14 protein-coding genes are annotated in these 16372 nt (G+C 41.1%); 5 read left to right on the top strand and 9 right to left on the bottom strand.

Translation table 11 applies throughout. The features are described 5' to 3' along the window. Window positions 1-2: 2 nt before the first annotated feature. The 5 genes from PSE83_RS15325 to soxR all read right to left on the bottom strand — a co-directional run bounded on the left by PSE83_RS15325 (window position 3) and on the right by soxR (window position 4145). Complete coding sequence (locus tag PSE83_RS15325) at window positions 3-785, bottom strand: cyclase family protein (RefSeq protein WP_153673215.1); 783 nt, start codon at window positions 783-785, stop codon at window positions 3-5. Window positions 786-798: 13 nt separating this feature from the next. Then, on the bottom strand, window positions 799-1335 hold the full coding sequence (locus PSE83_RS15320; RefSeq protein WP_226617123.1) for a flavin reductase family protein: 537 nt from the start codon (window positions 1333-1335) through the stop codon (window positions 799-801). Between the two features lie 14 nt (window positions 1336-1349). Continuing rightward, window positions 1350-2594, bottom strand: coding sequence for a styrene monooxygenase/indole monooxygenase family protein (locus PSE83_RS15315; RefSeq protein WP_094961446.1), 1245 nt, complete (start codon window positions 2592-2594; stop codon window positions 1350-1352). A 35-nt stretch (window positions 2595-2629) separates the two neighbouring features. Further along, a complete protein-coding gene (locus tag PSE83_RS15310; RefSeq protein ID WP_004261123.1) occupies window positions 2630-3415 on the bottom strand; it encodes an SDR family oxidoreductase in 786 nt (261 codons plus the stop codon). A 232-nt stretch (window positions 3416-3647) separates the two neighbouring features. Then, entirely contained in the window at window positions 3648-4145 is a 498-nt protein-coding gene (gene soxR / locus PSE83_RS15305; RefSeq protein ID WP_004261125.1) for a redox-sensitive transcriptional activator SoxR, read from the bottom strand. Window positions 4146-4244: 99 nt separating this feature from the next. Between soxR and PSE83_RS15300 the strand changes: the two genes are divergently transcribed. From PSE83_RS15300 to PSE83_RS15285, 4 genes are read left to right on the top strand one after another with little or no spacing between them, the layout of a single operon-like run. After that, window positions 4245-4673 carry a DoxX family protein gene (locus tag PSE83_RS15300; protein ID WP_198633952.1) on the top strand — a complete coding sequence of 143 codons (429 nt, stop codon included), beginning with the start codon at window positions 4245-4247 and terminating at the stop codon, window positions 4671-4673. A gap of 12 nt (window positions 4674-4685) precedes the next feature. After that, window positions 4686-5795, top strand: coding sequence for an efflux RND transporter periplasmic adaptor subunit (locus tag PSE83_RS15295; protein WP_096864570.1), 1110 nt, complete (start codon window positions 4686-4688; stop codon window positions 5793-5795). 10 nt (window positions 5796-5805) lie between these two features. Then, a complete protein-coding gene (locus PSE83_RS15290; protein WP_004261131.1) occupies window positions 5806-8910 on the top strand; it encodes a MexW/MexI family multidrug efflux RND transporter permease subunit in 3105 nt (1034 codons plus the stop codon). After that, complete coding sequence (locus tag PSE83_RS15285; RefSeq protein ID WP_004261134.1) at window positions 8907-9083, top strand: hypothetical protein; 177 nt, start codon at window positions 8907-8909, stop codon at window positions 9081-9083. Before PSE83_RS15290 ends, PSE83_RS15285 begins: the two co-directional genes overlap by 4 nt. A 66-nt stretch (window positions 9084-9149) precedes the next feature. Here the strand turns inward: PSE83_RS15285 and arnT are convergent, their stop codons facing one another. The 3 genes from arnT to PSE83_RS15270 all read right to left on the bottom strand — a co-directional run bounded on the left by arnT (window position 9150) and on the right by PSE83_RS15270 (window position 14003). Next, window positions 9150-10796, bottom strand: a complete 1647-nt coding sequence (gene arnT, locus PSE83_RS15280; protein ID WP_004261136.1) for a lipid IV(A) 4-amino-4-deoxy-L-arabinosyltransferase — start codon at window positions 10794-10796, stop codon at window positions 9150-9152. A 368-nt stretch (window positions 10797-11164) separates the two neighbouring features. Further along, window positions 11165-12439 (bottom strand): bifunctional O-acetylhomoserine aminocarboxypropyltransferase/cysteine synthase, encoded by a 1275-nt coding sequence (locus PSE83_RS15275; RefSeq protein WP_004261138.1) that lies wholly within the window; start codon window positions 12437-12439, stop codon window positions 11165-11167. 334 nt (window positions 12440-12773) lie between these two features. Next, a complete protein-coding gene (locus tag PSE83_RS15270) occupies window positions 12774-14003 on the bottom strand; it encodes an OprD family outer membrane porin (protein ID WP_004261143.1) in 1230 nt (409 codons plus the stop codon). A gap of 318 nt (window positions 14004-14321) precedes the next feature. Here PSE83_RS15270 and PSE83_RS15265 point away from each other — a divergent pair, with 318 nt between their 5' ends. After that, window positions 14322-15530, top strand: coding sequence for an anaerobic sulfatase maturase (locus tag PSE83_RS15265; protein WP_136134385.1), 1209 nt, complete (start codon window positions 14322-14324; stop codon window positions 15528-15530). Window positions 15531-15580: 50 nt separating this feature from the next. On the opposite strand, the gene deoD is transcribed toward PSE83_RS15265, so the two are convergent. After that, window positions 15581-16354 (bottom strand): purine-nucleoside phosphorylase, encoded by a 774-nt coding sequence (gene deoD, locus PSE83_RS15260; protein WP_110592508.1) that lies wholly within the window; start codon window positions 16352-16354, stop codon window positions 15581-15583. Window positions 16355-16372: the final 18 nt, after the last annotated feature.

Below are 16372 nucleotides of genomic sequence, written 5' to 3'. Positions count from 1 at the left end.
CCTCACCCCACAAGTGCGAGTACACGTAATGGGCTGCCAGAGCCACCTTCAATTTTAAGTGGCGCAGCAACAATCACGACACCTGTCGCAGGCAGTTTGTCGAGGTTCGTCAAACATTGCAGGCCATATTTATTGTGACCATGCATTAAAGTATGGCAAGGGTAAGGTACTGGCCAACTGTATGATTGCCCTGCATCTGTATTGATGGTTTCAACACCAAACCCTTTGACATCACGCTGATGAATAAGCCATTCAACCGCTTCTTGCGATGGTCCGGGCGTGTGTGCACCGTCTTCACGCATACTTACATAGGCAACCGGGTCATTCGCCTTTTTCGACCAATCCGTTCTGAAAAGTACCCAAGCTGCTTTAGGAATTGTGCCGTGCTTTTCTTCCCATTTTTGCAAAAACTCTACAGTTAACACCCAATCAGGGTTTTGAGCCACTTCCGCACTGGCATCTACCACAACGGCTGGCGCTACAAAGTTTTCCACTGGAATAGTATCAACGGTGTTGTTGATTTGGTCTTTGCCACTGATCCAGTGAATTGGTGCATCAAAATGCGTGCCGGTATGTTCTCCGCAACTAAAATTATTCCAATACCATGCAGGGCCGTTATCGTCGTAGCAAGAAATTTGTTCCATGCTAAATGACCAAACTTGCCCAAATTGTTCAGGTAATTGCAGTGCCGGAAATGAAGGCGATAAGGTTTGTGTCAGGTCGATAACTTGGATGTTCCCTTGCTGCAATTGTGTCGCGAATGTCATTAAAATTTGCTGGTTCATAGTCACTCCCTCCTTAAGGCGCTTCATGTAATGCAGTAAAACTACCGCCATGGAACACTAACGGTTTACCCGCTTCACTACCGATACGGCGAACATGCCCCACCATTAATAAGTGGTCACCAATCGTGTCTTGCTTATGGTTTTCGCACACCAATGTAGCAATAGCACCATGCAATGCAGGAACGCCTTCTGGTGTTAGGTGGGTAGCCACATCTGCAAATTTATTTTCGATACGTGGGTTCGCAAAACGCATCGCTAGTTCTTGGTGTCCGTGGCCTAATATATTGATAGTAAAATGAGTACAATCACGAAATACCGCTAGGTTTGGTGAATGATTCACTAAGCTCCATAGCACTAATGGTGGGTCAAGTGATAACGACGCAAATGAGTTAATAGTTAACCCAACATCACGGCCATCTGCAGTTCGGGTGGTAACAATAGCCACGCCTGTTGGGTAACATCCCAACAGATTACGCAATATCTTTGATTCAAATTCGGTATCGCCCCATTCCCTATCACACATGAGTGTATCCTCTGCAATCATAGACATACTGATATCTCCCATTAAGCTCGAGCTTCTTCCATCATTTGCGATTGAATATACGCCTCACAAGCAGCCTCATCTTTCCACCAAGGGAATAATACGGGCGGGTAATTAAAGGCATTCGCGATGGTGTGTGCGAGGGATGGCAGCTGCTGGGCTGCACCCAATAGGTGTAAAATATGCGGCTCAGGTGGGGCGAGTAAGGAATTGGTCCATTCCACAACATGACGACCATACTTCCAGAACTGCTCAAATGTGTCATTCATCCACTTTGCAGTGTAAGGTTTGTCACCATGGGCTAAAATAGCGTCATAATAGACTTTACAAGCCTTGGTAGCGTTATTCGAACCTTGACCCGTTAGTGGGTCATTGGTGACTAACGCATCTCCTAAACCAAACACAATGTTACCTGATGGTAAAGTTAACACCGGTTTTCTCACTGTTGGTGCAAATCTTCCGGCTAAGATGCCATTATCATCAGTTAACTCAACATTATGACAACGTTCTGCTTCCCAAGGTAAATAGGTATTGAGTATTTTTTTACTGTATGCCAAGTGTTCCTGTGGAGTACGAGCTTCATTCCACTGATCCATAGGCCCACCGGGGATCCCTTCAAACACCATAATGTGGCAATCACCACTATTCGTCAGTGATGGGAACACAAAATACTCACCAACACCGGGTATTAAGTTGAAAGAAACTTGTGAATACTCTGGCGTTGGTAACATGCCATGCACATAAGTCAGTGCCAAGGCCCGTTGTGGTTTGTCATAAGGTGAGCGGGAGGCATCGCGCTCAAGCAGTTTAACAATTTCCCCTTTTCCACCCGCTAATACGACTAAATCGTGTGTTTGCGCTAAGCGTTCCAGTTCTGCAATACCAACATCTTCAATTCGTAAATTACCGCCACGAGCTGCAAATAACTCCATCCAGTAAGGCATTTTGATACGTTGGTCGACAGCTTGGGCATAATTATCGAGACGTGAACGCCAAGAAATTACTTTTTCCCCCGCTTTTTCGGGATGAGGAACCGTAAAGCCAATTCCTTCAACCGGCGGACACTGTTCTTCCCAAAAATTAATACCTAAATCGCGTTCAAATTGCAGTGAAATATCGAACATGCACTGGCTCGACATCACTCGGCCATTTTTAACGTCATCTGGAGTGCGGTTTGTTGCAACAGTGACTTCATAACCTTTATTGAGTAGACCCAAAGCTAATGGCATACCCGCTTGACCACCACCGACGATAGCAATACGGCGCATAGTATTTTCCTCTACAAAATAGTTAAAATGGTGTCTTATTCAGCAAGACGGGGAATTGCCGGTTTAGCCTGTTCAGGCCCCATAGCGGAGTAACCGCCATCGACAGCGTAATCCGCACCTGTAACAAAGCTGGCCAAATCAGAAAGTAGGAACGCGACAACTTGAGCTACTTCTTCTGGGTCACCAACGCGCTTTAATAAGTGGTAATCAGCAGCAACACGGTCTGTTTTTTGGCGGTCTCCCCCTGTGATTTCATCCATAACTCGGGACCAAGTCCACCCAGGGGAAACGGAATTTACACGAATTCCTTCAGCCGCATAATCCATTGCTTGGCTGCGAGTTACCTCTAACATGGTGGCTTTAGATGCAGGGTAGAGCCAACGACCCGTTTGGGCGACAGAAGAAGAAATACTGGTAAAATTGACGATGGCACCTTTACCCGATTTTGCGAAATGTACTTTTGCAAGCTGCGCAGCCATCACTGCACTCACCACATTAATATTCAACGCAGTGAGCCAATCCTGCCTTGTAGATAACTGGCCTTCATCAAGATAAGTGGCAGCCAGATTAACTAAAAAATCGAGTTGCCCATATTTTTGCGCAACACGGTCAATGCCTTGTTTAAGTTGTTGGTCGTCAGTGATATCGACAGGAAGAAAATCAATATTGGGCTCACTTTGAGCTACCTTTTCACCATTCAAGGTATCAATGTCAAAAATCGTGACTTTAACGCCGTAATCACTTAATACCTTCGCAACGGTTGCACCAATTTTGGTCGCTCCCCCAGTCACAATGGCAATCTTATTATTCAAGCCTTTCATCTTTGTCACCCTCTTTTTCTCTCATTTAGTTACAATGAGTTTACAAAAAATTAACATAACGAATAGTTACGCAAATATGCTGGAAAGGGGTAGCCGATGGGCGCAAAAAATATCCATTATGTGCGGTAATTTAAATAGTAAGGTGATGATATAAATCGTTAAATAGCCACTTTCAGCAGTGGCTATCCAAATAATGAAAAGTATGATTAATCGCAGAAATTAATAAAATAACTTATGGACGTTCTAAAATACGGGCACCAGGGCCTTTCCTACCAAGTACATCATCAGGATTGCGCAGCGGACAGTCACTGAGTGATAAGCAACCACAACCAATACAGTTATCCAACTCATTACGTAAACGTGTCAATTGCCGAATACGCTTATCTAAAGATTTACGCCATTGCGTCGACATCTCCTTCCATTGCTCCGAAGTTAGCGCGCTATTTGCAGGAAAACGCCCCAATGCCTCTTGAATTTCATGTAGTGGGATCCCCGTACTTTGAGCAACCTTAATAATGGCGATGTAACGAAGTACAACAGAGTGAAATCGTCGCTGATTCCCTTGAGTTCGTGTACTTTGAATTAGCCCCTTTGATTCATAAAAATGGACTGTAGAAACAGGCACTCCCGAGCGTTTTGCCACTTCGCCCACCGTTAATGCTCGAGTAAAATCAATTTTTTTCCCCTCGTTCTTCTGAGGTTTTATCGTTTTTGTGTCTTTGTCTGCCATTTTAGCTCACCTTTGCTTGACCTCAACTTAACTTAAGGTTTTATAGTGCCACCCTGCTAGTTTGTCAATTGAGGTTATTTTTTAAAAGGGGATAGGTTTATGCCATCGGTGATTACCAAAATGTTAGAAAGCAATAGCTTATGGGTTATTGCTCGCTTACTAGTCTTGGTCTTATTTATTTCATCTGGTTTAGCCAAAGTTTTTGATTATGAAAATAGTCTGGCCGAAATGCGTGCCGCAGGTCTTCACCCAGATTGGTTTTTCAATATTGCTTCTGCTGCTGTCATGTTAATTGGCTCTGTTCTTGTGCTATTTAACCGTCTTTTATGGCTTGGAACTGGCGCGTTAGCCGTGTTTTTGTTCCTCACTATTGTGGTTGTCCACACCTTTTGGAGCTACACGGGAGAACAAGCTCAAATCGCCATGTTTTGGGTAATTGAACATATCGCTGTTATTGGGGGCTTAATCGCTATCGCCATTGCAGGGCATTTTCGAGGTCTTTATTTCGCGTTAAAGACGCAGAAATAGAAGGAAAATTTAATGAATAAAAAAACAATAATGACACTTTGTTCCGTTTTGATCGCTGTTGGGGCGGGTAGCGCGATTTATTCGACCTATGCACAAAATGAAGAAGACGAACAAGCAGCCTACCAATACCCACCCGTAAAAGTGGCATTGGCTCCTGTTAGCTTAGATACCGCGCCTCGTACTTTTTACGGTGTAGGTGAGTTAGAAGCTGGCAGCCAAGTCTTAGTCGCCGCAGAAACCAATGGCCGTATAACAAAAATTGCATTTGAATCTGGCCAGCAAGTCAAAAAAGGCCAATTGTTAGTGCAACTCAATGATGCCGTTGAACAAGCTGATTTATCACGTTACCAAGCACAGTTGCGCAATGCGGCTCGCTTATATGAAAGAACACGTTCATTATCTGCGCAACATTTAGTGGCAGAGGCTCAAGTGGACAGTACACGTGCTGAACGTGATATTGCCCAAGGCCTGATCCGCCAAACCCAAGCATTGATTGCGCAAAAGACGATCCGAGCGCCATTCGACGGTACGATAGGTATTCGCCAAGTCCATGAAGGACAGTATTTAAACCCAGGGGAAGCCATTGCCAGCCTGGTGGATACCAAAACCTTAAAGCTCAACTTTTCCTTAGATGAACAGGCCTCACCGGAACTGCATCAAGGCCAAATTGTTGATATTACAGTTGATGCTTATCCCAATAAAACTTTTCCAGCCCGTATTACGGCCATTGACCCACTCATTGGTAAATCACGTACTATCGCCCTGCAAGCCACATTAGAAAATAGCGATGGCACATTAAAAGCTGGGATGTACGCCAATGTGAATGTGGTACGCCAAGCCAGTAATGAAGTCATTACAATCCCAGAAACCGCTGTTACGTATACCGCCTATGGCGATACCGTATTTATTACGCAAGGTGAAGGGGATGCGATGACCGTCAAGCGGGTGTCCGTAAAAACGGGGCAACGTTGGGATGGCAAAATTGAAATAGAACACGGCTTAAGTGCTAACGATAAAGTCGTCACTTCTGGGCAATTACGCTTAAACGACGGCTCTGCTGTCACCCCTGTTGCCCAAGATACATTGTCTGAACCTGTCACTAATACGGCTCAAGGTTCATAAGGAAGGCGTAATGAAATTTACTGATATTTTTGTTCGCCGACCTGTTCTGGCTCTCGTGGTCAGTGCGCTGATTGTGTTAATTGGTTTATTTGCGTTGAGTAAGTTGCCTATTCGCCAATATCCACAACTTGAAAGCTCGACGATCACCATTACTACGCAATACCCTGGCGCATCAGCTAAATTGATGCAAGGGTTTGTGACACAGCCCATCGCACAAGCGGTTTCCTCTGTGGAAGGCGTAGACTATCTGTCTTCTTCTTCTGTGCAAGGAAGTAGCCTTGTCACCGTACGAATGGAACTTAACCGAGACTCCACTCAAGCCCTTGCGCAAGTAATGGCGAAAGTGAACCAAGTTCGTTATAAATTACCGAAAGAAGCTTATGACCCTGTGATTGAACTTTCCTCTGGGGAATCTACTGCGGTTGCTTATATCGGTTTTTCCAGCACCAATTTATCCATTCCTGCCCTGACAGACTATATTTCTCGCGTCATTGAACCAATGTACTCCTCAATTGATGGTGTCGCTAAAGTTCAAGTCTTCGGAGGCCAACAATTAGCAATGCGTTTATGGCTGGATGCCGATAAATTAGCTGGCCGAGGGCTAACCGCTGCGGATGTTGCACAAGCAGTTCGCCAAAACAACTACCAAGCGGCACCCGGTAAAGTCAAAGGCGAGTTCGTGATTTCTAATGTCTATGTTAATACCGACCTCACTAATGTCGATGAGTTTCGTGATCTAGTGATCCGCAACGACGGCAATGGATTAGTACGGTTAAAAGATGTGGGAACCATTGAATTAGGAGCCGCTTCCACAGAAACCAGTGGTTTAATGAATGGTGAGCCTGCTATTTACCTTGGTTTATTTGCCACACCAACCGGTAACCCTCTAGTAATCGTTGACGGCATGAATCAATTAATGCCTGACATCACCAAAACCTTACCACCCGGTGTTAAGGTGGAAATGGCATTTGAAACTTCGCGCTTTATTAAAGCGTCTATTGACCAAGTGATTAGCACATTAGTTGAGGCGCTACTGATTGTTATTGCGGTTATTTACCTGTGTTTAGGGTCAATTCGCAGCGTCATCATCCCAATTTTAGCTATTCCGCTATCTATGTTAGGTGCAGCCGCACTCATGATGGCATTTGGGTTTAGTATTAACTTACTGACGCTACTGGCCATGGTATTAGCAATTGGTCTCGTCGTCGATGATGCTATCGTTGTGGTCGAAAACGTCCATCGCCATATTGAAGAAGGGAAATCACCAGTTTTAGCGGCTTTAATTGGTGCTCGTGAAGTGGCAGGCCCAGTTATCGCGATGACGATCACCTTGGCAGCGGTATATGCTCCAATAGGGCTGATGTCAGGTTTAACGGGAGCTTTGTTTAAAGAATTCGCACTCACGTTGGCCGGGGCGGTGATTGTTTCGGGTATTGTGGCATTAACCCTTTCCCCTGTAATGAGCTCGTTTATGTTGAACTCAAAACAGAATGAAGGGCGTATGGCACGTATGGCAGAAACCTTCTTTTCTACCTTAGCCCATTACTATACCATTGTATTGAATTTCTCTTTGAAAAACCGTTGGTTAACAGGTGTTATTGCCGTTGGTGTATTCATTAGCTTACCACTGCTTTATCAATCGGCTCCTCGTGAATTAGCCCCTGTGGAAGACCAGTCTAGTGTATTAACGGCGATCAAATCTCCGCAACACGCTAACCTCGAGTATGTAGAACGTTTTTCGCGTAAATTACATGATGTTTTCATGGAGTTGCCAGAAACAGAAAGTACTTGGATTATTAACGGAACCGATGGCCCCTCCGCCAGCTTTGGGGGAACTAACTTGACATCATGGGAGCAGCGTGACCGCGCCGCATCTGAGATCCAAGGTGACTTACAAGGGCGCGTCGGTGATGTCGAAGGGAACAGTATTTTCGTTTTCCAGTTACCCGCCTTGCCAGGTTCAACGGGTGGCTTGCCAATCCAAATGGTTCTCAGAAGCCCGCAAGATTATTCGGTACTCTATAAAACCATGGAAGAGATCAAGCAACAAGCACGTGAAAGCGGTCTGTTTATGGTGGTAGATAGTGACCTCGACTACAACAACCCAGTGGTAGAAGTCCGCATAAACCGTTCAAAAGCGAATAGCTTAGGTATTCGTATGCAAGATATCGGGGAATCACTGACCTTATTAGTGGGGGAAAACTATATTAACCGCTTTGGGATGGATGGCCGTTCTTATGATGTGATCCCTCAAAGTATTCGTAGCCAACGCTTAACACCGGAAGCCCTTTCACGCCATTATGTGAAATCGGAAGCGGGAACTATGATCCCACTGTCAACGGTGGTTGATATCAATACCCAAGTTGAACCGAATAAACTCACGCAATTTAATCAGCAAAATGCGGCAATTTTCCAAGCAATACCTGCTCCTGGTGTCACATTAGGCCAAGCTGTTGCTTATTTAGATAATATTGCCAATGAGCTACCAGCAGGTTTTAGCCATGACTGGCAATCCGATTCGCGCCAATATAAACAAGAAGGAAACACCCTCGCCTTTGCCTTTATGGCGGCGCTCATCATTATTTACTTAGTCTTAGCGGCACAATATGAAAGTTTAGTCGACCCATTGATTATCTTGATTACTGTTCCACTTTCAATTTGTGGTGCGTTAATTCCATTGGCACTTGGTTATGCAACATTAAATATTTACACCCAAATCGGCTTAGTCACATTGATTGGCTTAATCAGTAAACACGGAATATTGATGGTTGAGTTTGCCAATGAATTACAAGCCAATGAAGGGTTAGATAGACGACATGCCATTCTCAAAGCAGCACAAATTCGTTTACGCCCAATACTAATGACAACCGCAGCAATGGTGATTGGCTTAGTTCCTCTGCTATTCGCCACTGGAGCAGGAGCAAATAGCCGCTTTGGCTTAGGCTTAGTGATAGTCACTGGTATGTTAGTTGGCACATTATTTACCCTGTTTGTTTTACCAACCATTTATACCTTGCTAGCCCGTAATCACAGTGCAACCGCACTAACACCAAGGCGCTATGAGCTTGCCGAAGCGAATCGCCTAATCAAAGAAACTGAGGAGACGTCCCAATGAGAAATACGTTAACTAGCCGTCATCAACGTAACAGCCGTACAGTTAACGAAGTGGAAGTGAATGCAATGAGTAATAGCATGGCCATGCTATTAATTTATCATGGTCTCCCCGCAGGTCTGGAAAAATCTCATTCAGCGTCAAACTCGAGCACTTTAAATAAGCCTACACGCTAATGTAAATAGCCGCCAAACCTAAATGGTATGGCGGCGATTATCAAATAACATCCCAACGTACTGTCTCTATTGGCCTTCATAAAAAGCTAAAACAAGATTACCTTCCCGAATAATAATTGGGTTGCCGGGTAATGCGTCCAACAATTCACGCTGAGAACTTTCTACGACCACCGCCACATCTTTATAATGATAATTTTTTAATAAATCAGGTAACTGCTTTAAGCTATAAAACCGATTAGCAGCATCTGGGTATTTTAGCCCGTAGCCTAATTCCCCTGTTTGGTGAAGCATCGTAATATCACTGCGTTTAAGTACCCATGCCAATGTGGTGCCTAGCCCGACATTATTGGTTAACAATACAGATTTATCAGCTAACTGGTGATGATACTTCGCAATCACCTCTTGTGGCGTATTATTACTGGCAATACGAGATGGGATCACATGCCCTACCGTTAAGCTAATTGCCACCGTACACACTGCGGCTAAATACCAAAACCGTTGTTTGAAAGAAAGCAACGCAACCAATAACCAAAAAATAAATGCGCCAGCGGCTAACCATAGCTTTCCACTTTCATCGGCCTGATATACATTCAGTTTAGGGTAATAAGCAGAAGCAATAATTCCACCAGCAATAACGCCACCTATCAGTGTGTTAATCAATGCATTCAAACGAATAGTGAGTGTGTTTTTCTCAGTCAGTATTTTTTCAATGTAGGCTGCCATAAGAACCGCGATCGGTGCAATACAAGGCAAAATATAGGTCAGTAATTTTCCTTTAGTAATACTGAAAAAAACAAATGGCACGATAAACCATAATAGAAAATAAATATGTAACCCTTTTTGCTGCCATGCGTGACGTAGCGCACCAAAAAGGTACCCTAGCCAAGGTAATACCGCAGCGAGCAAGATAGGGATATAAAACCAAAATGGGGATTTGTTTTGCGCGTTATTCGCCATAAAACGTTGAATATGCTCAACCCAGAAGAAATAGTTCCAGAAATCAGGCTCACGGCTGGCAATAACAAAGGCCCAAGGTAAGCACACGACAAAAGCAGTGAACAGTGAAACAAACGAGAAAACAAATACTTCTTTGAATTGCTTAAAGTAAATAGCGGCAACTGAGCAAACAAGTACTGGCAGCACTAAAACGAGAAAACCTTTTGTTAATACCCCTAGCCCACATGCTACTCCCATCATCATAAAAGCGAGTAATTTATGAGAGAAGTATTTTGTCGTTAACCCCCATTGGAAAAAGAAAATCACCATAGTGATAAATGCTGTCACAATGGGATCAAGAATATTGTAGGTACCGATGGTAAAGACCATCAACATTGAAAGGTAAATAAAGGCCGCATTAAACGCAATACGTGAGTTTTTCCAAGCCATTTTAGCGCTGAGATAAACAAATAACCCACTGACTAATGTACTAAATACTACTCCAAGACGAACAGAAATGTTATTTTCACCAAATAACATTTGGAAAACAGCCCCTACCCAATAACCAAAAATGGGTTTCTCAAAATAACGAATATCTAAAAGTTCAGGAACACTCCAGTTATAACTTATAATCAATTCCCGACTAATTTCTGCATACCGCAGTTCATCCGGTTGCCACAGTAACCTACCATTTAAGGGTAAAAAATAGGTCACTAGGACAAAACCAAATAACAGACACCATTTAAGGTAGGCAATTCTATTGTTTGCCATAATCATCTCATCTCAACCATTCTTTTTATTGATATTTAATCATTTTATTTATTTCGTTTGAGCAAACGCGCTCTTTTATTTAGCTATTATCGTTATGGCAATTAAACCTCATTTAAACAAATCGAACGTTAGTTGGTAGAAAGGTCGCTGTATATAAACAATCAATAAATGAATACTACAACTCATATACAAAAAGAGATAAGAATCAAATAATAAGACTGAGTGTTTAAAGAATAGTTCAGTATTTAAAAATAAGGTGAAAATTTAATTCGTTCTTAATATTAGTCATTAATACAAAAAAGTGTACGGCAGTTTATAAACAAAAACCGGTCAGGGTATTCACCATAACCGGTTGTTATTCATACAAAGTAAAACTATTTGGCAGCAGCTAACGCCTGTTCAAGGTCTGCTAAAATATCATCAATATGTTCTATGCCAATTGATAAGCGGATCATATCCCGAGAAACTCCTGCCTGCGCTAACTCTGCATCATTAAGTTGACGATGTGTCGTTGATGCAGGGTGACAGGCTAGTGATTTAGCATCACCAATATTTACCAACCGCACAATCAGTTTCAAGGCATCAATAAAGCGCGCCCCTGCTTCTTGGCCACCTTTAATACCAAACGACATAATACTTGCTGGCTTGCCGTTCATATACTTTTTCGCTAAGCCATGTTCAGGGTTACTCGGTAGCCCTGCATATTTCACCCACTCTACTTGTGGATGATTTTCCAGGTAGTTCGCAACTTTTAGCGCATTTTCGGTATGTCTATCCATTCTTAGCGCGAGGGTTTCTAAACCTTGTAAAATCAAGAATGCGTTAAACGGTGATAATGCAGCACCCGTTCCGCGCAATGGCGCAACACGGCAACGAGCAATAAAGGCCGCTGCACCAAAATGTTCGGTATAACTGACACCATGGTATGCCACATCCGGCTCTATCAATAACGAAAAGCGATTCGGGTATTTTGTCCATGGAAACTTACCTGAATCAATAACCATTCCGCCAAGTGATGTACCGTGACCACCAATATATTTTGTCAATGAATGAACGACGATATCTGCCCCATGTTCAAATGGACGGCATAAATAAGGTGTCGCCACCGTATTATCGACAATCAAAGGAATACCATGGCGGTGTGCAACTTCAGCGAGCGCCGCAATATCAACAATAAAGCCCGCTGGGTTTGAAATTGACTCACAAAAAATAGCCCGCGTCTTATCATCAATAAGCGCATCAAATGCGGCGAGATCGTCATGCTCCGCAAAACGTGTTTCAATTCCTAAACGCGGCAGAGCATGGGCAAATAAGTTATAGGTTCCACCGTATAATTTAGCTACAGAAACAATGTTGTCTCCAGCTTGCGCGATAGTTTGAATCGCATAAGTAATTGCCGCCATACCAGAAGCAACGGCCAAGCCAGCGACACCGCCTTCAAGCGCAGCAACTCGTTGCTCTAAAACATCGTTAGTCGGGTTCATGATACGAGTGTAAATATTACCCGCGACTTTTAAATCGAAGAGGTCAGCACCATGCTGAGTATCGTCAAAAGCATAAGAGGTGGTTTGGTAGATTGGCACGGCAACGGACTTAGTGGTAGGGTCAGGAGAGTAACCGGCGTGAATCGATAATGTTTCTAATTTCATTAGTTATCCTTGTTATGGCACATCAGAAAAATATGGCCAAAGGACGTAATTATTACGTCGTTATATTTTTTCTATGATAACAATAGATATTACCCCAGATCGTATTACAGACAACCCGATCTACTTGAAATTATTTCATGTGATACAGAAAAGAGATAAAGAAGGGATCATGAGTCATAAATCAAACTAGAGCCCCTCTATATTTAATCTAATGAATAGTTTCTATAATAATAAAATTCAAAGTTGACACTAAAAATCTCATTAAATAATATATTATTCCTAATTAATCATGCGAAACCAATCAGTCATTACCTATAACAGAAACGGTATAACATCAAAATAATCCTAATGGATAATTAAATGTTATTCTGTTTTCATTTTCATTTCTTGTGCCATGAGTTTGTCTTAACGTAATATTTTTATAACTCACAGAAAGTTTTTTTAAAGCGCCTGTCTGGAAAGTATAGTATAGTTCTGTTTCACGGACCCACTCGCGACCATTATCCGTAAACTTATTATGAATATTAGTCCCTTTAGTATATCGATTCATTATTTTCAACCCTGGAACACCCACATGAGTGAAATCATATTCATGTCTGATTTGGTAAGAACGTTCCTTCGGCGAATCAAAACTATTACTCAATGAGTCATTGCTTAGAAAGCCACCACCAGCACCATCTAAACGCATCCATTTAGAACTGCCCTCTAAGTGTTGATAACCGAAAATTAATTTATTACCGCCATACTGAGCTGTAAGTGCAGAACTGAATGTTTTATTATCAAGTTTTCCTGCTTTTGAACTGCCTGTATCCTTACCCCACCAATAATTTAAATCTGCCCCCAACCTTACATTGTCTATATTATAGAATTGAGTCAAATTTACATAGTTTTGCTGATAGATATCTTCGAATTTACTACTCCAAAGGGAAAATGATGTATCTTTACTGTATACATACTTACCACCACCATAATAAAAATCACCACCTTTGATTTTATTATATGTTAGTGTTTCCATATCTTCTGAAACTCTCGACTTTCCTTTTTGGAGTACAGAAAATTGTAATTCTAAGCCATCAATTTCTTTACTAGAAAAATCTAGTCCACGAAAAACCTGAGGTAAAGAACGAGTATCTGTCGCAATTACCATCGGGTTTCTAGGTCTTAAGTCTCCATATCTTAATTCTGATTTAGAAAATTTTGATTTCGCAGTAGCTCCAACATAACCATAAGAATGCGGTGAATCATCAGGTAAAAGCCCTGTACCAGTAGTACCTCTACCTCCGTCAAGTTTTACCGATAATAACCCTAGCCCATCAACCCCAAATCCAATGACTCCTGGTGTATAACCTGACTTAATTTCTAATATGAAATTTTGAGTCCATTCTCTAGAATAGTTTTTAACTGCTGAATCACCAACATAATTTTTATTAATGAAATAATTGCGTAATAATAAATTACCTTTAGCTCCGTCAATAAATCCATTTGACTCATTACTAGAAAATGCATTCTGACTCAAAATTAATAATGATAAAATAGGGATAGCAAAACCAATTCTATTATTCACTAAAACCTCCAACTGTATTTTTTATTATTAAAATATTTCATATAAAGCCTAAAAATTAACTAACTCATCGCTATAATTTTATTTACAGTCTCTTAATATTAGTTGAAGAGCATCACAAAAAATAAAATCATAATTTAAATTTCATTAACCACTATCATTATATGTTGGTGTGGGTAAAAATTATTTTATTGAAACAACATAAACTGATAACACCCAAAATGTTATATACTAAATACATTGTCAATGTGACGAAGATCTCATATTTTTCTTTGGAAAAATTTGACTATGACCTTTTGTTCTTTTACTGAGATTTTGAGCATGAAACCTGCTTTTCACCTAATGGCCAAACCAACAAGCTATACTTGTAATATTGATTGTGTCTACTGTTTCTATCAAGGCAAAGATAGTGGGACATTAAGCCAAAAAACGCCTTCTCGATTCATGAGTGATGATGTATTAGAGAACTACATAAAAAAATATATAATACAAAACCCAACTCAATTAGTTGAGTTTGCATGGCAGGGTGGTGAACCTACAATGGCTGGTATCGATTTTTATCAAAAAGCACTTTCACTACAAAAAAAATATGCTAACGGGAAAAAGATAACCAATACACTACAAACTAATGGCATTTTGATTGATGACAATTGGGGAGAATTTCTTTCAAAAAATAATTTTTTAGTGGGTATATCTCTTGATGGTACTAAACACATCCACGACAAATACAGAAAAACTCATGCAGGGAAATCAACTCATGATAAAGTTGTTAATGCAGTGAGAATTTTACAAAAATATAATGTAGAATTTAATGTATTGATCGTAGTAAATGAATATACCGCCAAATACCCGCTTGAAGTCTATAAATATTTAACACAAGAAGTGAAAGCGAATTATCTGCAGTTTATCCCATCTGTAGATCGTCGACCTCAGGGGGTATTTCAAGGTGAACTAATTAGTCCCAATCTTGAAACTCTTGCTTATGTCACTCCATGGTCTGTAACAGGCCCTCTTTACGCTTCATTTATTAATAGTATTTTTGACTATTGGTTCAAAAATGATATTGGCAGTGTTTTTGTACAGATTTTTGAGAACACCTTAGCAGCAGTTATGGGACAGAGTCCTGGTATGTGCGTAATGCGTGCAACATGTGGATTAAGTTTAGTTATCGAGCAAAATGGTGATATCTATAGTTGCGATCACTTTGTATATCCAGAATATAAACTTGGTAATATATTGACTGATAACCTCACTGACTTAGTTTATAGTAAAAAACAAAAAAATTTTGGAATGAGTAAAAGTGACTTTTCTAAAGTATGTTTAGAATGTGACTACCGATTCGTTTGTCAAGGCGGATGCCCAAAACTAAGAATTAATTCTATAAATGGAAAAGCGCATAATTATTTATGTGAAGGGTATAAAAGTATTTTCAAGCATTCTATTCCCCCAATGAAGACCTTAGCTGCGCTATTACAGCAAGGTCACTCTATTCAAGAAATCAGACAAATAACACCATTAATGATCCTATAATAACAAATATGCTTAGAGCAATTTCTGCCCTAAGCATGTTTGAGTTATCATTATTCAATTTGAAATAAAACTCTATTTAACGAAAAACCTTTACGGGATGAGGGTGTTTTCTCGTCACAAATCAGTACTGACTCCATAGCAATTTTGATCATATCATCAAACGTAGTTTGACGTTCTTCAGCTGATAATTTTTCATTAGTTCGTATATGGTCAGAAACCGTACAAATGGTCAATGCTCTAGCTCCATATTCCGCAGCAACAGCATAAATTCCCGCGGCCTCCATTTCGACACCTAAAATACCGTATTTTTCCATAATATCGAACATATCCGGTTCAGGTGTATAAAATAAATCTGCAGAAAATAAATTGCCAACCTGAGTAGAAATTCCATGCTCACTTGCAGCTTGCACAGCACTACAAACCATATTGAAGTCAGCAATTGCAGCATAATCATGCCCTTTGAAACGCATTCTATTAACTTTAGAATCAGTACAAGCACCCAGCCCAATAACTACATCACGTAACTTAACATCTTGCCGCACTGCACCACATGAACCTACACGTATAATTTTCTTAACACCGAAATCGGTGATCAGTTCTTTTGCATAAATAGAGCATGATGGAATACCCATTCCATGCCCCATTACAGAGACTTTCCGCCCGCGATAATTTCCTGTATAAGCAAGCATTCCTCTTACATTATTAACTTCTTTAGCTTCTTCAAGAAATTTAGTTGCTATATATTTAGCTCGCAATGGATCTCCTGGCATGATAACTACATCAGAAAAATCACCGAGTTCCGCATTGATATGAGGCGTTGCCATTATAATCTCCGAATAAAA

It is taken from the genome of Providencia sp. PROV150 (genome assembly GCF_028481025.1).
GTDB classification, from domain to species: Bacteria; Pseudomonadota; Gammaproteobacteria; order Enterobacterales; family Enterobacteriaceae; genus Providencia; species Providencia hangzhouensis.
Note: the sequence above shows the minus strand (reverse complement) of the source record. Positions and strands in the feature narration are given on the sequence as shown.